The sequence below is a fragment of the Sphingomonas sp. S-NIH.Pt3_0716 genome, assembly GCF_003950715.1.
Lineage (GTDB): Bacteria > Pseudomonadota > Alphaproteobacteria > Sphingomonadales > Sphingomonadaceae > Sphingobium > Sphingobium yanoikuyae_A.
In genome coordinates, this window is sequence record NZ_QLJK01000018.1 from 94257 (window position 1) to 117508 (window position 23252).

Below are 23252 nucleotides of genomic sequence, written 5' to 3' on the forward strand. Positions count from 1 at the left end.
ATCTAGGCGGGCATGAAACAGCCTGCCTTGTTCATCCCCCATGGCGGTGGTCCCTGCTTCTTCATGGACCCCACCGATCCCCAGCACCCGCACAGCGACGCCATGTGGCAGCCGATGCAGGATTATCTCGCCGGCCTGATCGCCGACCTGCCGGAACGGCCGCGCGCGATCCTGCTGGTGTCGGGTCATTGGGAAACGCCCGGATTCACTGTCCATGACGGCGCCCGGCCGCCCTTGCTGTTCGACTATTTCGGCTTCCCGCCGCATACCTATCAGCTCCGCTGGGACGCGCCGGGCGCACCCGCGCTTGCCGATCGCGCGGCCGAATTGCTGGAACAGGCCGGCTTTCCCACAGCGCGGGAATCCGAACGGGGCTGGGACCATGGCGTCTTCATTCCGATGAAGGTCGCGCTGCCCGATGCCGACATTCCGGTCGCCCAGCTGTCCTTGCGCCGCGATCTCGATCCGGCCGCTCATATCGCCGCCGGCCGCGCGCTGGCGCCGCTGCGCGATGAAGGCGTGCTGATCGTCGGATCGGGCATGAGCTTCCACAATCTGCGCGTGCGCGGGGCGATGGCGACGGCGCCTTCGCTCGAATGGGACGATGCGTTGCGCGATGCCGTGACCGATCCCGATCCCGCCCGTCGCGCGGAGCGTGTCGCTGCCTGGGATCATCTGCCCCATGCCCGCTTCGCCCATCCGCGCGAGGAACATCTGCTGCCGCTGATGGTGGCGCTGGGCGCTGGCGGCGAGGATGCCGCGATCTGTGCCCATCGCAGCACGGTGCTTGGCTGGACGGTGTCCGGCTATCGCTTCGGTTAAGGCCGATATTTACGGCTTGCGCAGCGCCGGCACGGTGCGCACCGCCTCGTCCGGCGTGATGCCGGGCGGCGGTGCGGCCTGGATCGGATTGTCGCCGGCCTGGTCCTCGCCGCGCATGATCCGGCCGGCGCGCTTGATCGCACCGCGCAGGCGGGGATAGACGCCGCAGCGACAGATATTGGTGATCGCCGCATCGATCTCCGCATCGGTCGGATCGTTGGTCCGCCGCAGCAATACCGACGCCGCCATGATGATGCCGGACATGCAGTAACCGCATTGCGAGACATTCTCGGCCGCGAACGCCTGTTGCAGCGGATGGCCGCGATCGGGCGACAGCGCCTCGATCGTCGTGACGAACCGGCCCTCGGTCTTGCCGATCGTCACCTGGCAGGACCGCACCGCCTCGCCGTCGATATCCACGGTACAGGCGCCGCAATCGCCCGTGCCGCAGCCATATTTGGTCCCCGTCAGGTTCGACGCGTCGCGCAGCGCCCACAGCAGGGGCGTCTCCGGGTCCATCCGATATTGCACCGGCCGGTCGTTGACGGTGAAGCGCGTCATGCCGCCTCTTCCTCCTCCACCTTGTGGTAGAGTACCTCGTTGCGGATATGGATGGTGCGCGACGCCAGGCGGATTTCCTGGATGAAGGTGCCGAAGGCGGCGGCCTGCAGCACCATCGCCAGGCTGAACAGGATCGCGACCGGCGTACCCAGATGGGCGTTGAACAGATTGCCCGCGAACAGCAGGATGACGACCAGACAGACCGCGCAGGCCGACGCCACCGACAGGAAGATCGCGCCATTGACCACGCTCATGCGCCGGTCGAGCACGCGAATCTCGCTCACCATCCGGTCATGCTCCTTGCCGCGCGTGCTCAACACCCATTCCTCGACCGCACGGGCGCGATCGATGATGCGGGCCAGCCGGCTGACGCAGACATTCAGGAACGCGCCGATACCGGCGAGCAGGAAGACGGGGGCAAGCGCCAGCTGGATCGTCTGGGCGACCTGGCTGACCTGCGGAAGGGGGATCATTGTCATTTCCTTCTCCCTATCAACCAGTGGACAAGGACAAAAGTGGCGATGCCTGCGAGAGGTGTAAGGAACAGGATGATCGCTGCCTGTCGTTTCCCGGCTGCGCATTGGGTGTCACCGGCATCAATATGACAATCGCCAATGACGAGCGCTACGAAGAGGACGAGCAATGCGCACATGACGGGCAATGCTGCGATACAGCCGCAGCGTCCGCCCGTCATGTCAGGTCTATAGGTCAGGCAGCGCCCTTGGACGAGGGCGTGTTGACGCCCATCGACTTGAGATACTGCTTGATGTTGCGCGCCGCCTGGCGGAGCCGCTGCTCATTCTCGACCATGGCGATGCGGACATAGCCTTCGCCATCCTCGCCATAGCCCACGCCCGGCGCGACCGCGACCTTGGCATGGGTCAGCAGCTGCTTGGAAAATTCCAGGCTCCCCATGTCCTTGAGCGCGGGCGGCAGCGGCGCCCAGGCGAACATCGACGCGCGCGGCGCGGGAATGTCCCATCCGGCGCGGGAAAAGCTCTCGACCATCACGTCGCGGCGCTTGTGATACAGCTCGCGATTCTTGGCGACGATGTCCTGCGGGCCGTTGAGCGCGGCGCAGGCGGCCGCCTGGATCGGCGTGAAGGCGCCATAGTCGAGATAGCTCTTCACCCGGCTCATCGCCGCGATCAGCTGCTTGTTGCCGACCGCAAAGCCGATACGCCAGCCGGCCATCGAATAGGTCTTGGACAGGGACGTGAACTCGATCGCGACATCCTTGGCGCCCGGCACCTGCAGGATGGAGGGCGTCGGGTTGCCGTCATAATAAAGCTCGGAATAGGCAAGGTCGCTCAGCACCCAGACCTTGTTCTCCTTCGCCCAGGCGACGAGCCGTTCGTAGAAGGCCAGGTCCACCGTCTCCGCCGTCGGGTTGGACGGATAATTGACCACCAGGATTGACGGGCGCGGCACGGTGAAGGCCATGGCGCGGTCGAGCGCGCGGAAATAATTCTCGTCCGGCGTCGTCGGCACCGATCGGATGGTGGCCCCTGCGATGATGAAGCCGAACATGTGGATCGGGTAGCTGGGGTTGGGGGCCAGCACCACGTCGCCCGGCGCGGTGATCGCGGTGGCGAGGCTGGCCAGCCCTTCCTTCGACCCCATGGTCACGACGACTTCGGTTTCCGGGTCGACATCGACGCCGAAACGGCGGCCATAATAATTGGCCTGCGCCTTGCGCAGGCCCGGAATCCCCTTGGACTGGGAATAGCCATGGGCGTCCGGCTTGCTCGCGACTTCGACCAGCTTGGCGATGACATGATCGGGCGGGGGCAGGTCGGGATTGCCCATGCCCAGGTCGATAATATCCTCTCCCGCGGCGCGGGCTGCGGCTCGCATCGCGTTCACTTCAGCGATGACATAGGGCGGCAGGCGCTTCATGCGGTAGAATTCTTCGGACATTATAGGGGCTTTCCTGAAAGCTCTCGGTAAGGAATAGTGCGTGGCACGCATTCGGCGTGTCACAATCTGGCTATAACCCGCCAGGCTGCGGCGCGCCAGTGAAAGCGGCTGATATCGGCAATGCCAGGAGGAGGAAGGTGGCCATGGAAACGCAGGATGTCCTGGAGCCCCATCTCCCGACCCTGGCGGAGATGCAGAAATGGACCCAGGTGCTGGGCCGCGCGCAGCAGTTGATGCTGGAGCAGGCGGCGGGCGCGACCGGCCGGGTGCTGCCCTTCGATCCCGAAACCGTCGCCCGCATCCAGACCAGCTTTGCCGATGAAGGGCTGGCGCTGTGGCAGCGCTTTCTCGATTCCGGCGGCCTGCTGCGCGACCAGCCCGATCCGCCGCCGGCCGACAGCCCGGCCGCGCGCAAGGACCGACGCTTTGCCGATCCCGCCTGGACGACCCATCCCTTCTACGACCTGATCCGGCAAAGCTATTTGCTGATCTCCGACTATCTGATGAACCTGGCCGATGCGGTCGACGGCGTCGATCCCAAGGCGAAGGCCAAGCTGCGCTTTGCCACCACCGGCATGCTCGATGCGATGGCGCCGTCCAACTTCCCGCTGATGAATCCGACGGTCGTGGAAAAGACGATCCAGAGCGGCGGCGAAAATCTGGTGAAGGGCCTCCAGCATATGCTGGCCGACATGGAGAAGGGCCAGCTTACCCATACTGACGGCACCCAGTTCGAACTGGGGCGCAACATCGCCGCGACGCCGGGCAAGGTGGTTCACGAAACCCCGCTCTACCAACTCATCCATTATGCGCCCTCGACGCCCAAGGTGCTGGCGACGCCGCTCATCATCTTCCCGCCCTGGATCAACCGCTTCTACATTCTCGATCTCTCGCCCGAAAAAAGCTTCGTCAAATGGGCGGTGGATCAGGGGATCAGCGTCTTCCTCGTCTCGTGGAAATCGGCCGACGCCTCGATGAAGGATATGGTCTGGGACGATTATATCCTGAACGGCCAGGTCGACGCGATCGATACGGTGCGCGACCTGCTGAACGTGCCGAGCGTCCATACCATCGGCTATTGCGTGGCCGGCACGACGCTGGCCGCCACGCTGGCGCTGCTGGCGGCGCGGGGCGAAGCGGACAAGGTGGCGAGCGCGACCTTCTTCACGGCGCAAGTGGATTTCAGCGCGGCCGGCGATCTCACCCTGTTCGTCGATGACGAGCAGATGAAGCTGGTCGACCGTCTCTCCTCCAGCGGCTTCCTCGACGGGCGCTACATGGCGGCGACCTTCAACCTGCTGCGCGGGCGCGACCTCATCTGGAACTATGTCGTCAACAACTATCTGCTCGGCATGGACTATCCGCCCTTCGACCTGCTCTACTGGAATGGCGACACGACCAACCTGCCGGCGCGCTGGCATCGCGACTATCTGACCCAGCTCTATCGCGACAATATGCTGGTGGTGCCCGGCGCGATCAGCGTCGCGGGCACGCCGATCGACCTGACGCAGATCCACACCCCCGCCTATGTCCAAGCCGGCAAGGAGGATCATATCGCCCCGCTCGAAAGCGTGTGGAAACTGACCGAGCATCTCGCCGGGCCGGTACGCTTCCTGCTGGCAGGCTCGGGCCATATCGCCGGCGTCATCAACCCGCCGGTCGCACAGAAATATCAATATTGGACCGCCGACGCGCCGCAGCCGACGCTGGATGATTTTGTTGCGGCTGCGCGCGAGACCAAGGGCAGCTGGTGGCCGGACTGGGCCGAATGGCTGCGCGGCATCGATTCGCGCGAGGTGGCTGTCCGCGGCGCGCGCAAGCCGGGCGGCGGCAAGCTTCGGGCAATAGAAGACGCGCCCGGACGTTACGTAAAAGCCCGGTAGAGGCGCGGATTTCAGCCATTCCCCATTGGCCGCCGATCAGTGCCAAGCCATCAATATGTCTGATTTGTTGCACTGCACAATGGGCTTGTAATCCTTTGGGATAAGGCTTATTGTGCAGTGCAACAAACGGAGGATGGTCGATGGCCGTTACCCCTAAGTCTGCGCGTGCCAAGCCGGTCGCGAAAAGCGGTTCCGCAACCTTGTCTGCCAGTGAGGCACTCAAGGCGGCTGAGTCCGCCCTGGGTGAGAAGCCCGCGCCCAAAAAGCCTGCCCCGCGCAAACCCGTCGCCAAGGCTGCTCCGGCAAAGGCGCCCGCGCCCAAGCCGGTAGCAAAGAAGCCGGCGTCGGTCGCTGCTGCTAAAGCCCCTGCTGCGGAACCGGCACCCGTTGCCGATCCGGTGGCGGTGGTCGCGGCGACGACGGCGGTGGATGCCGCACCCGAACCGATTGTTGAAGATGTTGAGGCGGTAGTGGCTCCGGAGCCTGTGTCCGCCCCGAAGACCAAAGCGAAGACGCTGCCTGCCACGGAAGGAACATTGATCATGAACGATATCCTCGAAACCGGTAAGAAGTTCGCCGAAGATACCAAGGCCAAGATGGAAACGGCCTATGCCGACCTGAATGAGAAGGCGAAGGCCGGTGTCGAAAAGTCGACCAAGGCGATGGAAGAGCTGAGCGACATCGCCAAGGGCAATGTCGAAGCGCTGGTGGAATCGGGCAAGATCGCGGCCAAGGGCTTCGAGACGCTGGGCCAGGAAGCCGTCGACTACAGCCGCAAGAGCTTCGAAAAGGCGACCGCCTCGATCAAGAGCTTCTCGACCGCCAAGACCCCGACCGAATTCTTCCAGCTGCAGAGCCAGTTCCTGTCGAGCAGCTTCGACGAATTCACCAAGGAAGCCGCCAAGAGCAGCGAAGCCTTCATGAAGCTGGCCGGCGACATCAGCCAGCCGCTGACCGCGCGCGTGACCCTGGTCACCGACAAGGTGAAGTCGCTCGCCGCCTGAGGCGGGCTGATTTCACAGCCGAATTCCCGGGCCGATATCCGGCCGGGATGACGAACAAGGGCGGTGCTCCGGTCGGAGCATCGCCTTTTTTCTCGCCGGGGAAACGTGGTTACGCAGCGATGGCATGCGGTCGGCCCCCTTGCCTTGGCAGGACAAATCGCCATATTCTTCTGCATCATGAACCATCTCTTCAACGCATCGGCAGGCGCGCCCTTCAGGGCCGGTCCGGATCAGGACGATACGGGCGACAATGACCCGAACATCGGCGTCGCCACGCGTACCCGCACCCGCACCAAGAAGCCGTCGCTCTACAAGGTGCTGATGCTGAACGACGATTACACCCCGATGGAGTTCGTCGTGCATGTCCTTCAGCATTTCTTCCGCATGGACATGGAGGAAGCGACGCGGGTGATGCTGCACGTCCATCAGCGCGGCGTCGGCGTGTGCGGCATCTTCAGCTATGAAGTGGCCGAGACCAAGGTGAACCAGGTGATGGATTTCGCCCGGCAGAACCAGCATCCGCTGCAATGCACGCTGGAAAAGGCCTGATATCATCGGGTAAGGGCGCGCGCTTAACCTTTTCTTGGTCAGTGTGGCGCTTCTATTTCAATCAATTACATGATTGAAATACAATGTTTTTTCAGACTTATTCGGCATGAATGGTCCCGCTAAACGAAGTGGGGACTTCCAGCATGACGACTATCAGCAGTTGCAACAGCATGACCATGCCGCCATCGCCGCGGATGTCGATGACCAATCGCATCGACGCCGCGGTGGAGGCCGGCTCCATATCGGAAGCGGATGGCGACGCGCTCGAAACCGCGCTCGATTCCATCGATTCCGCGCTCAGCACCTCCGCCAGTTCGGGCAGTTCACGGCTCGATCCGTCATCGATGAAGGATCGGATCGATTCCCTGATCGATGATCAGGTATCGGCCGGTACCCTGACCGAGGATCAGGCGGCGCAGTTGCAGAGCCTCTTCGCCCAGGGACCGGGCGGCGCGGGGGCGTCGTCCGATGGCGAAGACAGTATGAGCATCGACGGCCTGGCGGCCATGGACGGGATGCAGGGGCCGCAGGGCATGCGCGGCCCGCCGCCGCCGCGTCCGGCCGAGGACAGCAGCGATGACGACAGCAGCACCAGCGAGACGAGTTCGACCAGCGCCACCGATCAGCTGGATTCGATCATCGCCTTCCTCGAAAATCTCCGCTCCAGCCTCAGCCAGTCGCTCTATGGATCGACCAGCAGCGCCACGAGCAGCAGCAATAGCGGCCTGGTGGTCGACAGCCTCGCCTGACGACATGCCCTTCTGACGAGCGTGGGGGCGCGCAGGCATCCGGCCGGCACAATGGGCGATCGCGCGTGGCGCCGGCCGGATGAATTTTCACGATCTTGCCTTCGTTAATATCGGGGGCAGCATTTTGCCGCTAGAACGGCGGCGTGACGCAGGAGACGGCCCCTTTCATCCACGACCTTGCCGTGATCGGCGGCGGGGTGAACGGGTGCGGCATCGCGCGCGATGCAGCAGGGCGGGGTGCCAGCGTGCTGCTGCTCGAACGCGGCGACCTGGCGCAGGGCACCTCCTCGGCCTCGACCAAGCTCATCCATGGCGGGCTGCGCTATCTGGAGCATCGGGCCTTCGGCTTGGTCCGCGAATCCCTGGCCGAACGGGAACGGCTGTGGCGCATCGCGCCGCACATCATCCAGCCGATGCGCTTCGTCCTGCCCTGGGTCCAGGGGCTGCGGCCGCGCTGGCTGCTGCGCCTCGGCCTCTTCCTCTACGATCATATCGGTGGCCGCCGCGCCCTGTCGGCGACGGAGGCGATCGACCTGCGCCAGCATGTTGCTGGCGCGCCGCTGCGGGCGGGATTCGGCCCCGCCTATGTCTATTCGGACGGCTGGGTCGACGACGCGCGACTGGTCATCCTCAACGCCCGCGACGCCGCCGATCATGGCGCCGACATCCGCCCCCGCACGCAAGTGCTGCGGCTGGAGCAGGCTGGCGATCATTGGCGCATCCATGCGCGCGATGCTGCGGGCCAGGCACAGACCTTCCATGCGCGGGTCGTGGTCAATGCCACTGGTCCTGCCGTGCTCGATCTGCTGGATCGGGCCGATCGTCGCGCCGACCGGCTCATCCGGCTGGTGCGCGGATCGCATATCGTCGTGCCGCGCCTGTTCGACCATGGCATGGCCTATTTCTTCCAGCTGCCCGACGGCCGGATCTTCTTCGCCATCCCCTATCAGCATCTCTACACGCTGATCGGCACGACCGACCGCGATCATCAGGACGGCGTCGATCCGATCGCGGCCAGTGCCGAGGAAATCGCCTATCTGTGCGAGGGGACGAACCGCTATTTCGCCCGGTCGATCAGCCCCGCCGATGTCGTCTGGGCCTTTGCCGGCGTCCGGCCGCTGATCGACGATGGATCGGCCCGGCCGGAATCGGCGACGCGCGGCTATCATCTCGATCTTGATCGGGAGGAGGGCGCGCCGCCACTGCTCAGCATCTATGGCGGCAAGATCACCACCTATCGCCATCTCGCGGCCGATGCGATCGCCCTGCTGAAGCCGCTCGTGCCTGCGCTGGCGGGTGATGACTGGACGGCGGACGCGCCGCTCCCCGGCGGCGATTTCCCGATGACCGGCCTGGCCGATCTCGTCGCCGCTTTGGCGGGCGACTATCCTTTCCTCGATCTCGACACGGCTGAACGGATCGGCTGCGCCTATGGCACCCGTGCCCGCGACTGGCTGGGCGCGGCGCGCGACTGGTCGGACCTGGGCCGGGATTTCGGCCATGGTCTGACCGAAGCGGAACTCTGCTACCTGCTCGCGCGCGAATGGGCACAGACCAGCCAGGATATTCTCTGGCGTCGGACCAAATTGGGTCTGCGCTTCGACGCCGTGCAGCTGGCCGCGCTTGATGCCTGGCTTGAGGAGAGGGCATGACCGACCGCTATCTGCTGGTGTTGGACGAGGGGACGACCTCGACCCGTGCGATGCTCTATGCCCCCGATGGCCGTCGCATCGCGATGGCGCAGGCGGAACTGACCCAATATTATCCACAGCCCGGCTGGGTCGAGCATGACGCCGCCGAAATCTGGACCCGTACGCGCGATTGCGCACGCCAGATGGTAGAACGTGCGGGCGGCGCGGACCGGATCGCTGCCATCGGCATCACCAACCAGCGCGAAACGGTGGTTGCCTGGGACCGGCGCACCGGTGAACCACTGGCACCCGCCATCGTCTGGCAGGATCGGCGCACGGCGGCGCAATGCACGGCGCTGCGCGAAGCCGGCCATGAAGCGATGCTGCAACAGCGCACCGGTCTCGTCGTCGATCCCTATTTTTCCGCCAGCAAGATGCGCTGGCTGATCGATCATGTGCCGGCCGTGGCGCAGGCGGGGGACGCGCTGGCGCTCGGCACGATCGAAAGCTGGCTGGTATGGAAACTGACCGGCGGCCTGCATGTCAGCGACGCCAGCAATGCCAGCCGCACCCAGCTGGTGGCGCTCGACGGCACCGATTGGGATCCGGCGCTTTGCGACCTGTTCGGCGTGCCCCGCGTCGCATTGCCCGAAATCGTCGACAATGCCGGCGCCTTTGGCGACACGCTGGCAGAGCTGTTCGGCGGCGCTATCCCGATCCGCGGACTGGCGGGCGATCAGCAGGCGGCCAGCATCGGCCAGGCCTGCCTGACGCCGGGCGATGCCAAGGCGACCCTGGGCACCGGCGCCTTCATCCTCGCCAATATGGGTGCGCAGATGCCGGCCTCGCGCCATCGCCTGCTCGGCACTCTGCTCTACCGGATCGGCGACCAGCGCATCTATGCGCTGGAAGGATCGATCTTCATTGCCGGCAATCTCATCAAATGGCTGCGCGATCAGCTCGGCCTGATCGGATCGGCGGCGGAGACGGAGGCGCTGGCCCGCTCCGTGCCTGACAGCGGCGGCGTGCTGATGCTGCCGGCGCTGGCGGGGCTGGGCGCGCCGCACTGGCGGCCCGATGTGAACGGCGTCATCGCTGGCCTCACCCAGGGATCGACCCGCGCGCATATCGTCCGCGCCGCGCTCGAATCCCTCTCGCACCAATTGTCCGACCTCGCCACCGCCTTCGCCGCCGACGGCGCGCCCTGGCGCCAGTTGCGGATCGACGGTGGCATGAGCGCCAATGACTGGATCGCCCAGGATATCGCTGATATGCTTGATGTCAGTGTGGATCGTCCGGCGGATGTGGAAACCACGGCGCTGGGTGCGGCCATGCTGGCAGGGCTGGGGGCTAGATTGTTCCGCTCCCTGGACGAGGCCGCGACGATGGCAGGGAAGACGACTCGATTTGATCCGGCAATGCTGCCGCAGCCGCGCGATGCGCGACTGTCGGCATGGCACCGCCTGCGCGATCGGGCGCTGACCTCCTGACTCGGGCGATCTTCAGATTGACCGTAAAAATCGATCACCCAATCCGATTTAATCAGTTTTTCTGAAACTTCGCGGGGCCTTAGCCTGTTCTCATCCAAAGTTGAGGAGGACGATATGGTCGATAAGCCAGTGATGACGACGAGCGCGGGTGCGCCGATTGCCGATAACCAGAACAGCCTGAGCGCAGGCCCGCGCGGTCCGCTGTTGCTCCAGGATTATCAGCTGCTCGAAAAGCTGGCGCACCAGAATCGCGAACGCATCCCCGAACGTGTCGTCCATGCCAAGGGCTGGGGTGCCTATGGCACGCTGACGATCACCGGCGATATTTCCAAATATACCAAGGCGAAGGCGCTGCAGCCGGGCGCGCAGACGCCGATGATCCTGCGCTTCTCGACCGTGGCCGGCGAACTGGGCGCCGCCGATGCCGAGCGCGACGTGCGCGGCTTCGCGATGAAATTCTACACGCCCGAAGGCAATTGGGATCTGGTCGGCAACAACACGCCGGTCTTCTTCGTGCGCGATCCGCTGAAATTCCCCGATTTCATCCACACGCAGAAGCGCCACCCGCGCACCAATCTGCGCTCGCCCACGGCGATGTGGGACTTCTGGTCGCTGTCGCCGGAATCGCTGCACCAGGTGACGATCCTGATGTCGGATCGCGGCCTGCCGACCGATGTGCGCCACATCAACGGCTATGGCAGCCACACTTTCAGCTTCATCAACGACGCCGGCGAGCGTTTCTGGGTGAAGTTCCACTTCAAGACGATGCAGGGCCATCGCCACTGGACCAACGAGGAAGCGGCGGATGTCGTCGGCCGCACCCGCGAATCCACGCAGGAGGATCTGTTCGAGGCGATCGAGAAGGGCGACTTCCCCAAATGGAAGATGCAGGTCCAGATCATGCCGGAACTGGATGCGGACAAGACGCCCTATAATCCGTTCGATCTCACCAAGGTCTGGCCGCATGCCGATTATCCGCCGATCGACGTCGGCGTGCTGGAGCTGAACCGCAACGCCGACAATTATTTCGCGGAGATCGAGCAGGCCGCCTTCTCGCCGTCCAACATCGTGCCGGGCATCGGCTTCTCGCCCGACAAGATGCTCCAGGCGCGCATCTTCTCCTATGCCGACGCGCACCGGCATCGGATCGGCACCCATTATGAAGCGCTACCGGTCAACGCGCCCAAATGCCCGGTGCATCATTATCACAAGGATGGGGCGATGCGCTTCTTCCCGAACAACCCCAACCCGGCGGCCTATTATGAGCCCAACAGCTTTGGCGGCCCGGTCGAGGATCAGCGCTTCCTGGAGCCGCCGCTGAAGATTTCGGGCGATGCCGACCGCTATAATCATCGCGAAGGCAATGATGATTTCGGCCAGCCGCGCGCGCTGTTCAACCTGTTCGACGATGCGCAGAAGGCGCGTCTCTTCGCCAATATCGCCGCCGCCATGGGCGATATCCCGGACGAGATCGAGGAGCGCCAGTGCAAGCTCTTCGATCAGGTCCATCCCGACTATGGCGCAGGCGTGCGTCAGGCGCGAGCGACGATCAAGGATCGCAATCCGTCGATTTCGGCCCCGACCGATGCGCTGTTGGCTGACGCATCCAGTTGAATAGACTTGTAATATTGTAAAAACAGGCCCCGATGATGATCACCGGGGCCTGTTTTTATCTATTCGCTGTGAAATAGTCGGCGGCATAGGAATATATATTAACATTGTCCGCTTAACCCGGATGGGAACATGACGCGGCCCGCCCTTCGCCATATTTCCCTGAAAATGTCGGTATTTACCGGCCTGCTTTACTTTGCGGTCGCGTCGCTTGCTCTGCTGACCTCGCGATTCGAAGGCGGCTTGGCGTTCATCTGGGGCGCCAATGCCCTGCTGATGGCGGAACTGATGACCGCGCGCATGCGCGCCTGGCCGCGTCTCATCCTCTCCTGCATGGTCGCCAGCACGATCGCGACCGCGCTGTTCGGCATCGGCGCATTGGCGGCGGTGCCGATGGCGATCCTCAATGTCGGGGAGGCGCTGGTGGTCGCCTATATCTGCCGCCGGCTGGGCGTCGGGCGACAGATCGCCGCATCGATGCGCGAATTGTGCATCTTCATCTTCGCGCTGGCGGGCGTTGCCAATGTGCTTGCCGCTATCGGTGCCGGGCTGGTGGTCTCCATTTTGCTGGGTGGTGATTTTCCCCATATCTGGCTGCAATGGTATAGCGGCCATGTGCTGGGCGGCCTCATCTGCACGCCGCTGCTGCTGATCCTGCTGCAGGGCGAGGTGAGCCGCTGGGCGCGCCAGGCCCGGCCGATCGAGCGGCTGGAGGCGTTCGGCCTGCTGTCCGCCTTTGCCCTGTGCGCCTGGTGGATCTTCTATCGCGTCGATTATCCCATGCTGTTCGCCTCGCTCCTGCCGCTGGTGCTGATCGCCTTCCGCACCGGCTATGCAGGGTCGGCGGCGGCGATCGTCATCCTCGCCCTGATCGGCGGAACGGCGACCATGACCGGCCATGGACCGCTCCGGCTGGTCGCGGCCAGCATTCCCGAACGCATCCAGTTCTTCCAATTCTATCTGGCGCTCAGCTTCCTGCTGTCGGTTCCCGTGGCCGCCGAGCTCAACAGCCGTCGCCGCCTGATCCGCATGCTGCGCGACAGCGAGGCGCGCTATCGCGCCTTCGCCGAACATAGCGGCGACGGCGTGGTCAATCTCAGCATCGACGGCATCATCCAATATGTCTCGCCCTCGGCCGTCGACCAGATCGGCATTGATGCAGACAAACTGTTGGGCCAGGCCGCTGTCGATTTGATCGACCCGGAATATCGCCCCTTCGCGATCGTCACCCATCGCCGCGCGCTCGCCCATCCGGGGGAGGCGCATGCCGTCGAATTTCGCCCCAACCGGCCCGACAATGATTTCGACTGGTATGAGATGCTGGTCCGCGCCGTGCTGGACGAGCAGGGGCGGGCGATCGGCGTCATCAGCACGGTGCGCGACATTTCCCGCCACAAGGCGCGCCAGCGGGCGCTGCACCAGGCGGCGGCGCAGGATGCCCTGACCGGTGCCGACAGCCGCCGCGCATTGCAGGAAAAGCTGGACGACCAGATCGCCCGCGTCGCGGCCGGCGGGCAGGCCTGCCTGCTGCTGATCGACATCGACCATTTCAAGTCGGTCAATGACCGCCATGGCCATGCCGCCGGCGACCGGGTGTTGGTCGGCTTTGTCGAGCGGCTGCGCCAGGCGCTGCGTGGCACCGGCAGCGTCGGGCGCCTCGGCGGCGAGGAATTTGCCGTGCTGCTGCCCGATGTCGATCTGGAGCGCGCAGAACGCATCTGCGAGCATCTGCGCACCCGCGTCGGGGTGCGGCCTTTCCCGCTCGGCAATGGCGAGGATATCGCCATCACCTTCAGCGCGGGCCTTGTCGAACTGGACGGCTCGGCCAGCGCCGCGACCCTGATGGAAGCGGCGGACAAGGCGCTTTATGCCGCCAAGGGCAGCGGTCGCAACTGCCTGCGCTTCGCTGCCTGACGGTCCGGCGGAACGGGAACGTATTTCCTGCCGGAAAAATCGGTGATGTTATGTTGTAACTTATGCCGCTCTCGACTATGTAGCACGCACCATGCTGCTCAGCTTCCGTCACGCCCTGGAATCCGGACGCCTTGATCGCCTCGCGATGGCGCTTTCGGGGCTGTGCGTCGCCCATTGTTTCCTGACCGCAGTGGTGCTGGGCCTGCTGGCATCGGCCGGCGGTATTTTCGACAGCCCGATCTTCCATGAAGCGGGGCTGGCGCTTGCCATCCTGATGGGCGCGATCGCGCTCGGCCATGGCGCGCTCGTCCATCGTTTCATGATGCCCGCCGCGATCGGTTCGTTGGGCCTTGGCATCATGGCCGGCGCGCTGACCATGGATCATGGCTGGCAGGAAAGCGCCTATACGCTGCTTGGCGTCGCCATTCTTGCCCTCGGCCACGATCTCAACCACCGCGCCAGCCACTGACCGCCGGCGATTGTCGGGGACGGTTCTTCCCGCATCGATGACTACGAAAAAGGGGGCCTTTCGGCCCCCTTCGTCTTTTCGTCCTGTCCGCCCGATCAGGCGTCCTTGCGCTCGACGCGATGCTCGCCCTTGACCCAGCGCACGGTGCCGGTGCTGGCGCGCATCACCACGCTCTCGGTGGTCAGCTTGTCGCCCGGCAGATGCTTGACGCCCGCCAGCAGCGATCCGTCGGTCACGCCGGTCGCGGCAAAGATGCAGTCGCCCTTGGCCAGTTCCTTGAGGTCATAGACCTTGTCCAGGTCGGTGATGCCCCACTTGTAGGCGCGCTGCTTCTCGTCATCGTTGCGGAACAGCAGGCGGCCCTTGAACTGGCCACCCACGCAGCGCAGCGCGGCACAGGCCAGCACGCCCTCGGGCGCGCCGCCCGATCCCATATAGATGTCGATCGTGGTTTCGGGGTTGGTGGTCGCGATCACACCGGCAACGTCGCCGTCCGGGATCAGCATGATGCCGCAACCGATCGCGCGCAGTTCGGCGATCAGCTTCTCATGGCGCGGGCGATCCAGCACGCAGACGATGATTTCATGCGGATCGACGCCCTTGGCCTTGGCCACCGCCTCGACATTCTCCTTCACCGACTTGTTAAGGTCGATGATATTGTCGGGATAGCCAGGACCGACGGCGATCTTGTCCATATAGACGTCGGGTGCGTTGAGCAGGCCGCCTTCTTCCGAAATGGCCAGCACGGCCAGCGCATTGGGGCCGGCCTTGGCGGTGATGGTGGTGCCTTCCAGCGGATCGAGCGCGATGTCGATCTTGGGGCCCTTGCCGATCGCATTGCCGACCTTCTCGCCGATATAGAGCATCGGCGCCTCGTCGCGCTCGCCCTCGCCGATCACGACGGTGCCGTCCATATAGAGGTCGTTGAAGGCCAGGCGCATCGCCTCGACCGCAGCGGCGTCGGCGGCCTTCTCGTCGCCCCGACCGACCAGCTTGGATGCGGCGATTGCAGCCGCTTCGGTGACGCGCACCATTTCGAGTACCAAGACGCGATCGAGAATCGAACTAGCCTGCACCATAGCCACTCCTCTGCTGTAACTGATAGAGCAGGGCGATAGGATGTCCGCCTCTGCTTGTCGACCCAACTTGCCCGGCTCGCAAAGCTTTTCATAGTCGTGATGCCACGGATGGACGCGCCTTTGCCTTATATGCCATTCCGCAGCGTCCAGCCGCTGCCATCATCCCGCCATGTTCGACTGTTCAGATGTCGTCATGCGGTGGGTCTTGTCTTTCCCTCTTTTGCTGATCGGCATGCCGCCGGTGGCCGCGCAGGATATCGTGCGGGTGGATGAAGCGCCGCTCGCCCAGCGCACCGCGATGGAGCAATATCAGGCGCGCACCGCTGTCGTCCGACCCTGCGATCGCAGCGGCGGCGCTATCGTCGTCTGCGGCAGCCGGGCGGAGCGCAATGCGAAGGAAAGGCTGCCGCTGTCGCGCGAGCCGGTCGAGGGGCGCCCGCTTGCGGGCGATACGCCCCGCGCGTCCGCTGCGGCACCCAGGCAAGGCGCTTGCGGTGTCGTCGGCGGGCAGGGGACGGGCTGCGTCGGTGGTGGTGTGCCGATCCTGGGCGCTGCCATGCTGGCCGGCAAGGCCATCACCCATTTGCTGGACCCCGACGCCGACATGGCGCCACCGCCGCCCCTGCCGGATTCGGTCAAGGGCGCCGGCCAGCACTGATCCCACCGGTCCCGGCGCGATCAATCCAGAATATGCATGACCATCGGCGTGTCGAGCAGGCTGTCGGAGCCGGCCAGCCGCTCCAGCGTCTCGCGCACGCAGCGTTCCTCGCCGGCATGGGTGACGATCGCCACCAGCACGCCATCGGCCTGGTTGGCGCCGCGCTGGATCATGCTCTCGATCGAGACGCCGGCATCGCGGGTCGCGGCGGCAATCTCGGCCAGCACGCCGGGGCGATCCTGCACCTTGAAGCGCAGATAGGCGCGGCCGATCCGCTGGCCGGCGTCGGCCGGCTGTTGCGGGGTCAGGGCGGCGACCGGCATCGCCAGCGCATCGCCATATTCGTCGCGCGCCACGTCGATCAGGTCGGCAACCACGGCCGAAGCGGTCGGGCCGTCACCCGCGCCACGCCCCTGGAAGAAGAGGCGGCCGACGAAATTGCCCTCGGCCACAACGGCATTGAGTGAGCCGTCGACATGGGCCAGCGGATGGTCGAGCGGCACCAGCATCGGATGTACACGCTGGAACAGGCCTTCCGGGCCGTTCTCCGCCATGCCGACCAGGCGGATGCGGAAGCCCAGCGCCGCCGCCTCGGCAATGTCGGCGGCGATCACATGGCGGATGCCGGTGGTGGCGACATGGTCGAAGTCCAGTTCGGTGCCAAAGGCGAGGCTGGCGAGGATGGTCAGCTTGTGCGCGGCATCGACGCCGTCAATGTCGAAGCTCGGATCGGCCTCGGCATAGCCCAGCTCCTGGGCTTCCTTCAGCACCTCGTCAAAGCCTCGGCCTTCCTTCTCCATGGTGGTCAGGATGTAATTGCAGGTGCCGTTGAGGATGCCATAGACGCGGCTGATCTCGTTGGCGGCCGCGCCTTCGCGCATGCCCTTGATCACCGGGATGCCGCCGGCGACCGCCGCTTCATATTTGAGCGCCACGCCGGCCTTCTCGGCGCGGCTGGCAAGGTCCAGGCCATGATGGGCCAGCATCGCCTTGTTCGCGGTGACGAACGGCTTGCCGGCGGCCAGGCACTGGCGGGCGAGGGTGAGAGCCGGGCCATCGGCGCCGCCGATCAGTTCGACCACCACGTCGATATCGTCGCGGGTCGCCAGCGTCGTCATGTCGTCGACCCATTCATAGGGCGACAGGTCGACGCCGCGATCCTTGTTGCGGTCACGCGCGGAGATGGCGACGACCTGCACCGGACAACCGGCACGGCGGGCAATCAGGTCGCCATTGGTGTTGAGCAGGCGAATGACGCCGCCACCCACCGTTCCGAGGCCAACGAGCGCGACGCGCAGCGGGGCATGGCGGTGGAGATTGGTCATGGTGTTTCCTGGTCCTTCGCACTGTAAGAGCCGCGCTGATAGCGGCCCGAGCGCCGCTGTCCAAGGAAAAGCACAGCGGCGCCCGATTGAAAGATAAGTGCGTAGGGGGTCAGCTCGGCTTTCGATTGCGTGCGCAGCGACCGAGTGCGTTCAGGACGAACTGGTAATCGGCGCGGGCGGCTTCGGCGTCCTGCACTGCCAGGGTGCGGACCGACCGGGCCGGCAAAGTGGCCGGCAGGCTGCAGCTCAACCGATACCAGAGCAGGCTGCCGGGGGCAGGGGCGCGGGCGGCTTCGTCGACGATTTCGCCCAGCGCCACGGCCCAGCTGGGCTGTTGTCCGGGGCGGCGGATGATCGACAGCGACACCGGGTCGCCATTTTCGGTGCGCAGGAAAATCTGGGTCTCGCCTTCGCCTGCAATCGTGCCGGCAACATGGAAGGCGTCGCCCAGGCCGATGATTCGCGGTGCGGCATCGGGTGCGACCAGGGCGGATAGCACCGCCTTCACCCGTTCTACCTCGGCGGGGGTGGCGGCGATCTGCGCATCGCGCGCGATCAGCTGAATCTGGCCCGGACGCCCGCCCGGACGGGCGAATAGCAGCACCTGTGCCTTTTTCAGCTTGGGTATCTTGCCCTTCGAATCAAGGCGGGCGTCATAAAGATAGCCGACTGTCGGGCTTATGCCCCCTTCGCCGCGAATCAGTGCGGTCACTTCGGCCTCGACATAGACCCTGCGATAGCCTGCCGGGACGTCCGGAGCCTGTTCGGGCTTCAACGGGACGATGTTGCTAATGCGCACGTTGGCAACCAGCGGTGCCGCATCGGAAAGGTCGGCAATGTCGGCATAGGTCAATCCGGCGGCAACCGTCGATGATTGCGCTGTCATCGAATTTGTCTGAGAAAATGCCGGAAAAACGGCGGTATATGAGGCCGAAATGAGGCACAGCGAGGCGAGTGTCTTCATGGCGATGGTGGATTTCTTCTGCATCTTCGTCCTATGCTGTCAGCCCGTGGCAGGGATGTCACAGGCAAGTCATTCCGGTGTGTGATGGTAAACGCAAGCCGGTAGTTCGATAAAGCGTTTGCGTGCCACGATGCGCCGCGATAGGAGTTCGCACGGTAGCAAATGGACGGATAAGGGCCAAAGGTGGTCGGGGATACCCCCGGGCAGCTCGGGCCGTTTTTGGCTGATTTGTACAACCCACTGGTAAGATGAGTTAAGGAGTGTCGTTGCCGAATGGCCTATGCTGACCACTCGCAAGGATCGAGTCGCACGATATCGATCGTCATCGTCGCCCTGATTCACGCTGTTCTCGGCTATGCCTTCGTCACCGGTCTTGGCATGAAATATGTCAAAAAGGCGGCGGAACAGCTGAACGTGATCGACGTGAAGGAGGAGCCCCCGCCACCTGACGAGGAGCCGCCGCCGCCGCCGCCGGACAAGCCGATTGAGCCTCCGCCGGTCGTCGCGCCGCCGCCGATCGTCCAGACCCCGGCCCCCGCGCCGCCGATCCAGACGGTTCGGACGCCGCCGCCGGTGTTCAATGAGGTTCCGGTGCCCGCACCGCCGCCGGCCCCGCCGCCGCCGCCCGCTGCAAAGCAGGCTGCAAAGGGCGTGTCGCCGCGTGGCAATCCGGGTTCCTGGGCAACCACGGAAGACTATCCTTCGCGCGCTCTGCGTGAAGAAAAGCAGGGGACCACTGGTTTCCGTCTTGAAGTGGGCGCCGATGGCCGTGTCACGAGCTGCACCGTTACGCAGTCGAGTGGCTCGCCTGAACTGGACGACGCAACTTGTAAGCTGGTTTCCCGCCGCGCGCGCTTTAGCCCCGCGGAAGATGACCAGGGTAACAAGATCCCGTCGACCTACGCGAACCGCATTCAGTGGCGGATCCCGCAGTAATTTAAACGGGAGGGCAGGCGCCCGGCGCCGCTCTCCCCTTTCACGATCCTTTTGAGAGGGAAGTCTTGAACATGTTGATGTATCTCGCAGCCGCGGCGCCCAAGCCGGAAAACCCGTACGGCCTGATGGAAGCCCTGGAGCAGGGCGGCACCATTGCCTGGACCGTCTTCATCATCCTGTGCGCCATGTCGGTCGGCACTTTCTACATCCTGTTCACCAAGCTGATCGAACAGCAGAAGGTGATCAGCCAGGGCAAGAAGATCCGTGCGACCTTCTGGCGCGCCGCTTCGCTGAAGGAAGCTTCGGCCAAGCTCGAAAAGAACTCGGCCTACAAGCAGATCGTCGATGACGGCATCAAGGCTCAGGAAGAGCATGGTAAGCTGAAGGATCCGGTCGAAGCACATGACTGGCTGCACGGCTCGCTGGCTCGCTCGGAAGCCGCGATCAACTCGTCGCTCGGTGGCGGCCTGGCGTTCCTCGCCACCGTCGGTTCGACCTCGCCGTTCATCGGTCTGTTCGGTACCGTTATCGGCATCTACCGCGCTCTGATCAAGATCGGTGCTGCCGGTCAGGCCTCGATCGACGCCGTTGCCGGCCCGGTCGGTGAAGCTCTGATCATGACCGCGCTGGGTCTGGCCGTGGCCGTTCCCGCCGTTCTGGCCTACAACTTCCTGCAGCGCCGCAACAAGGCGATCTCGGAACAGCTGAACGGCTTCACCGTCGACCTGCTGGCCTACCTGGTTTCGGACGGCGCCGTGAAGCCGACCGTTGCTGCCGCTCCGGCCGCTGCTGCTGCCAAGCCGGCTGCTGCGCCGACCAAGGCCTAATCGCCTTAAGACGCCGGTTCGGGCGCCGGGTGGCGGCTGCGACCACCCGGCCCCTGCCGGACAGGGGCCCCGGTTAACGGGGCACCTACGACACCAAGGTTAGGATTGTATCAATGGCAATGAGTGTTGGCTCCGACGGCGGTGACGACAAGCCGATGTCCGACATCAACACGACGCCGCTCGTCGACGTCATGCTGGTGTTGCTCATCATCTTTCTCATCGCGGTCCCGGTCGTCGTCCAGACGGTCGATCTGCAACTTCCCAAGGTGGCGTTCGAGCCGACCACGACGAAACCCGAAAATGTTTCCTTGTCGGTCACCTCGGCGCCCGACGGCAGCTGTGCGGTTTACTGGAACCTGACCAAGGTCAGCTCCGACGAACTGCTCGATCGCGCCGTCGCCAAGCTGGAAGCGGACATCAAGAAGGCTGGTGGTGTTGAAAATCTGACGCCCGAGGATCTGCCCGAAGTGCATATCCGCGGCGACATCAATACCCCCTATCGTTGCATCGGCGGCACCATCTACACGATGCAGCGCGCCGGTTTCCCGAAGGTGGGCTTCATCTCCGAACCGGAACCCGGTTCGACGACGACCCGCCTCTGATCGGCCGCATAAGGAGAATTCGTTATGGCCATGAGCATGGGCTCCGATGATGGTGAGCCGATGGTGGAAATGAACACGACGCCGTTGATCGACGTCATGCTCGTTCTCCTCATCATGTTCATCATCACCATTCCGATCCAGACCCACGCGGTTAAGATCGATCTGCCGCAGAGCGCGCCTCCGAGCGACAATGTGGTCGACCCTGTCAAGAACAAGGTCGCGATCGATGCCGGCGGTGTGATCAGCTGGAACGGTGCGCCGATCGACCTGCTGACCCTGCGTCAGTATCTGCAGCAGTCGCTGCGTCTGCCCGTCGAGCCGGAACTGCAGTTCCAGCCGAACGCGCAGACCCGCTACGTCGTCGTTGACGAGGTGCTGGCGGAGATCAAGCGCGCGGGCGTGACCAAGCTGGGTTTCGTCGGCAACGAGCAGTATAGCTCGTTCTGATCCCTGATCGTCCGGGGCTTGTCGGTCTCAGACTTCCCGTCTCCGACCCATCGGACGATCAATCGGACCACAGACCAGGGGCTGCTTCGGCAGCCCCTTTTTTGTGCCCGTCCGTCTCCCGCTTAACATTTCCCTTACCTTCCTGCGCGATGCTGAAGGGGAATGGGTGGATGTGGACCATGGGCGCTGAACGACTGACCGAATTGGAACGCAGGGGCCGGCTTGCCGAACGGCGCGACGTTGTGATCAGCGTCAAGGTGCGGCGTCCGGGCGAAACCTGGTTCACCAGCAATATCGCCGATATGTCGCTCACCGGCTTTCGCCTGCACAGTTTCATGAAGCTCACCGTCGGCAGCGAGCTGTGGATCATGCTGCCGGGTTTCGAGGGGCGCCGCGCCCGCGTCCAATGGGTGCGCGCGCATGAATCGGGCTGCACCTTCGAGCGCCCGCTCCATCCCGCCATCTTCGATTATATCGTCCAGCGCTGCCTCGCGGGTCGCTGACCGCGCGTCCGGCGGGACGGCGGTTCAGCCGTTCAGCTGGTCCTGGAATTGCAGACTGGCCAGTCGCGCATAAAGGCCGCCCAGCGCCACCAGCGTCGCATGGTCGCCCTGTTCCACGATCCGTCCCCGATCCAGCACGATGATCCGGTCGGCGGCCCGCACGGTCGCCAGCCGATGGGCGATGACGATCGTCGTGCGCCCCTGCATCAGCCGGTCGAGCGCATCCTTGACCAGTTGCTCCGATTCCGCGTCCAGCGCCGACGTTGCCTCGTCCAGCAGCAGGATCGGCGCATCGCGCAGCAGCGCGCGGGCGATCGACACGCGCTGGCGCTGCCCACCCGACAGCCGTGCGCCGCCTTCGCCCAGATGGCTGTCCAGCCCCTGGGGCAGGGCGCGCAGAAAGGCCTCGGCATTGGCCGCCCGCGCCGCTGCCCATATCTCCTCGTCGCTCGCATCCCATTTGCCGTAGCGCAGATTGTCGCGGGCAGACGCGGCGAAGATCACGCTGTCCTGCGGCACCATCGCCATTGCGGCGCGCAGCGCGGCCGGATCGGCGGCCGGCAGTGGCACATCGTTCAGCCGCACTTCGCCCTGATCGGGATCATAGAAGCGCAGCGCCAGCTGGATCAGCGTCGACTTGCCGGCGCCCGAAGGCCCGACCACCGCCACCGTCTCGCCCGGCGCAATGTCGATCGTGACGCCGTTCAGCGCCGCCTGGTCGGGGCGGGTGGGATAATGGAAATGGACATTGTCGAAGCGCAGCCGCGCGCCTTGCGGCAGCGTCGGGATCGCGACCGGCGCCGTCGGTGCGGCGATCGCCGGCTCGGCCGCCATCAACTCGTCCAGCCGGCTCGCCGCCCCGGCGCCGCGCAACAGGTCGCCCCAGCTTTCCGACAGTGATCCGAACGCGCCGGCCACCAGCCCGCCGGTCAGCACGAAGGCGGCGATGCTGCCACCCGACAGGCGCCCGGCGGCGACGTCGATCGCGCCCAGCCACAACACGCCGGTGATCGATCCGAACACCAGGGCAAAGGCGATGGCGGTCATCACCGCGCGCAGCAATATGCGCTGCCGGGCGGTGGCAAAGCCGCTCGCGACGGTCGCGTCGAACCGGGCCGCCTCGCGCCCTTCCTGGCCAAAGCCCTGGACGATCTTCATCGCGCCCAGCACCTCGGTGGTTACTCTGCCGACGACGTCTTCAGATCAGACCTTGGTGTCAGCAGCTCCCTTACAACATAGAACGGCTAGTTACGAGAAAACCACATTTAAGTCTACACGAAAGTCAGAACAACGTATGAATTAACATTT

Annotated in this window: 23 protein-coding genes and 1 pseudogene; 16 read left to right on the forward strand and 8 right to left on the reverse strand. The window is 64.5% G+C overall.

Features of this window, described 5'->3' with window-relative positions; genetic code table 11:
- Window positions 1–12 precede the first annotated feature (12 nt).
- Window positions 13–822 carry a DODA-type extradiol aromatic ring-opening family dioxygenase gene (locus tag BRX37_RS15670; RefSeq protein ID WP_125988093.1) on the forward strand — a complete coding sequence of 270 codons (810 nt, stop codon included), beginning with the start codon at window positions 13–15 and terminating at the stop codon, window positions 820–822.
- A 9-nt stretch (window positions 823–831) separates the two neighbouring features.
- Here BRX37_RS15670 and BRX37_RS15675 read toward each other — a convergent pair whose 3' ends face one another.
- Genes BRX37_RS15675 through BRX37_RS15685 form a run of 4 tightly spaced genes read right to left on the reverse strand, consistent with a single transcriptional unit; the run spans window position 832 to window position 3303 of the window.
- On the reverse strand, window positions 832–1383 hold the full coding sequence (locus BRX37_RS15675; RefSeq protein ID WP_037518613.1) for a (2Fe-2S)-binding protein: 552 nt from the start codon (window positions 1381–1383) through the stop codon (window positions 832–834).
- Window positions 1380–1856, reverse strand: a complete 477-nt coding sequence (locus BRX37_RS15680; protein ID WP_037507334.1) for a DUF2721 domain-containing protein — start codon at window positions 1854–1856, stop codon at window positions 1380–1382. The genes BRX37_RS15675 and BRX37_RS15680 overlap by 4 nt, the downstream gene beginning before the upstream one ends.
- 2 nt (window positions 1857–1858) lie before the next feature.
- The gene (locus BRX37_RS26770; RefSeq protein ID WP_164522473.1) at window positions 1859–2077 is read right to left on the reverse strand and encodes a hypothetical protein; all 219 of its coding nucleotides are present in this window, start codon (window positions 2075–2077) and stop codon (window positions 1859–1861) included.
- Window positions 2078–2091: 14 nt separating this feature from the next.
- A complete protein-coding gene (locus BRX37_RS15685; protein WP_004209971.1) occupies window positions 2092–3303 on the reverse strand; it encodes an LL-diaminopimelate aminotransferase in 1212 nt (403 codons plus the stop codon).
- Window positions 3304–3446: 143 nt separating this feature from the next.
- On the opposite strand from BRX37_RS15685, the gene BRX37_RS15690 reads away from it, so the two are divergent.
- The 9 genes from BRX37_RS15690 to BRX37_RS15730 all read left to right on the forward strand — a co-directional run bounded on the left by BRX37_RS15690 (window position 3447) and on the right by BRX37_RS15730 (window position 14603).
- Complete coding sequence (locus tag BRX37_RS15690) at window positions 3447–5186, forward strand: PHA/PHB synthase family protein (protein ID WP_125988118.1); 1740 nt, start codon at window positions 3447–3449, stop codon at window positions 5184–5186.
- Window positions 5187–5326: 140 nt separating this feature from the next.
- A complete protein-coding gene (locus tag BRX37_RS15695; RefSeq protein WP_125988095.1) occupies window positions 5327–6190 on the forward strand; it encodes a phasin family protein in 864 nt (287 codons plus the stop codon).
- A gap of 177 nt (window positions 6191–6367) precedes the next feature.
- The gene (gene clpS / locus BRX37_RS15700) at window positions 6368–6739 is read left to right on the forward strand and encodes an ATP-dependent Clp protease adapter ClpS (RefSeq protein ID WP_004209974.1); all 372 of its coding nucleotides are present in this window, start codon (window positions 6368–6370) and stop codon (window positions 6737–6739) included.
- A gap of 200 nt (window positions 6740–6939) precedes the next feature.
- The gene (locus BRX37_RS15705) at window positions 6940–7488 is read left to right on the forward strand and encodes a hypothetical protein (protein ID WP_318276709.1); all 549 of its coding nucleotides are present in this window, start codon (window positions 6940–6942) and stop codon (window positions 7486–7488) included.
- A 143-nt stretch (window positions 7489–7631) separates the two neighbouring features.
- On the forward strand, window positions 7632–9140 hold the full coding sequence (locus BRX37_RS15710; protein ID WP_125988099.1) for a glycerol-3-phosphate dehydrogenase: 1509 nt from the start codon (window positions 7632–7634) through the stop codon (window positions 9138–9140).
- Window positions 9137–10609, forward strand: a complete 1473-nt coding sequence (locus BRX37_RS15715; protein WP_125988101.1) for an FGGY family carbohydrate kinase — start codon at window positions 9137–9139, stop codon at window positions 10607–10609. Before BRX37_RS15710 ends, BRX37_RS15715 begins: the two co-directional genes overlap by 4 nt.
- Window positions 10610–10723: 114 nt before the next feature.
- Window positions 10724–12223 carry a catalase gene (locus BRX37_RS15720; protein ID WP_037507341.1) on the forward strand — a complete coding sequence of 500 codons (1500 nt, stop codon included), beginning with the start codon at window positions 10724–10726 and terminating at the stop codon, window positions 12221–12223.
- A 129-nt stretch (window positions 12224–12352) separates the two neighbouring features.
- Window positions 12353–14134 (forward strand): sensor domain-containing diguanylate cyclase, encoded by a 1782-nt coding sequence (locus BRX37_RS15725; RefSeq protein ID WP_125988103.1) that lies wholly within the window; start codon window positions 12353–12355, stop codon window positions 14132–14134.
- Window positions 14135–14225: 91 nt separating this feature from the next.
- Window positions 14226–14603, forward strand: coding sequence for a MerC domain-containing protein (locus BRX37_RS15730; protein WP_004209982.1), 378 nt, complete (start codon window positions 14226–14228; stop codon window positions 14601–14603).
- Between the two features lie 95 nt (window positions 14604–14698).
- Here BRX37_RS15730 and glpX read toward each other — a convergent pair whose 3' ends face one another.
- The gene (gene glpX / locus BRX37_RS15735; RefSeq protein ID WP_004209983.1) at window positions 14699–15682 is read right to left on the reverse strand and encodes a class II fructose-bisphosphatase; all 984 of its coding nucleotides are present in this window, start codon (window positions 15680–15682) and stop codon (window positions 14699–14701) included.
- Window positions 15683–15902: 220 nt separating this feature from the next.
- On the opposite strand from glpX, the gene BRX37_RS15740 reads away from it, so the two are divergent.
- Window positions 15903–16340, forward strand: a complete 438-nt coding sequence (locus BRX37_RS15740; protein WP_125988120.1) for a hypothetical protein — start codon at window positions 15903–15905, stop codon at window positions 16338–16340.
- A gap of 20 nt (window positions 16341–16360) precedes the next feature.
- On the opposite strand, the gene BRX37_RS15745 is transcribed toward BRX37_RS15740, so the two are convergent.
- Together BRX37_RS15745 and BRX37_RS15750 are read right to left on the reverse strand one after the other, a co-directional pair.
- The gene (locus BRX37_RS15745; protein ID WP_010336871.1) at window positions 16361–17665 is read right to left on the reverse strand and encodes a homoserine dehydrogenase; all 1305 of its coding nucleotides are present in this window, start codon (window positions 17663–17665) and stop codon (window positions 16361–16363) included.
- A 109-nt stretch (window positions 17666–17774) separates the two neighbouring features.
- Window positions 17775–18653 carry a hypothetical protein gene (locus tag BRX37_RS15750; RefSeq protein ID WP_125988104.1) on the reverse strand — a complete coding sequence of 293 codons (879 nt, stop codon included), beginning with the start codon at window positions 18651–18653 and terminating at the stop codon, window positions 17775–17777.
- 249 nt (window positions 18654–18902) lie between these two features.
- On the opposite strand from BRX37_RS15750, the gene BRX37_RS15755 reads away from it, so the two are divergent.
- The 5 genes from BRX37_RS15755 (at window position 18903) to BRX37_RS15775 (ending at window position 21944) form a co-directional block, all read left to right on the forward strand.
- Window positions 18903–19565 carry an energy transducer TonB gene (locus BRX37_RS15755; protein WP_004209989.1) on the forward strand — a complete coding sequence of 221 codons (663 nt, stop codon included), beginning with the start codon at window positions 18903–18905 and terminating at the stop codon, window positions 19563–19565.
- Window positions 19566–19636: 71 nt separating this feature from the next.
- The gene (locus BRX37_RS15760; RefSeq protein ID WP_004209990.1) at window positions 19637–20392 is read left to right on the forward strand and encodes a MotA/TolQ/ExbB proton channel family protein; all 756 of its coding nucleotides are present in this window, start codon (window positions 19637–19639) and stop codon (window positions 20390–20392) included.
- A 113-nt stretch (window positions 20393–20505) separates the two neighbouring features.
- Window positions 20506–20994 carry an ExbD/TolR family protein gene (locus tag BRX37_RS15765; protein WP_004209992.1) on the forward strand — a complete coding sequence of 163 codons (489 nt, stop codon included), beginning with the start codon at window positions 20506–20508 and terminating at the stop codon, window positions 20992–20994.
- Between the two features lie 24 nt (window positions 20995–21018).
- Complete coding sequence (locus BRX37_RS15770; protein WP_004209993.1) at window positions 21019–21441, forward strand: ExbD/TolR family protein; 423 nt, start codon at window positions 21019–21021, stop codon at window positions 21439–21441.
- A gap of 179 nt (window positions 21442–21620) precedes the next feature.
- Complete coding sequence (locus tag BRX37_RS15775) at window positions 21621–21944, forward strand: PilZ domain-containing protein (protein ID WP_026108744.1); 324 nt, start codon at window positions 21621–21623, stop codon at window positions 21942–21944.
- 24 nt (window positions 21945–21968) lie between these two features.
- Here the strand turns inward: BRX37_RS15775 and BRX37_RS15780 are convergent.
- A pseudogene (locus BRX37_RS15780) lies at window positions 21969–23135 on the reverse strand (ATP-binding cassette domain-containing protein); the annotation flags it as partial.
- Window positions 23136–23252: the final 117 nt, after the last annotated feature.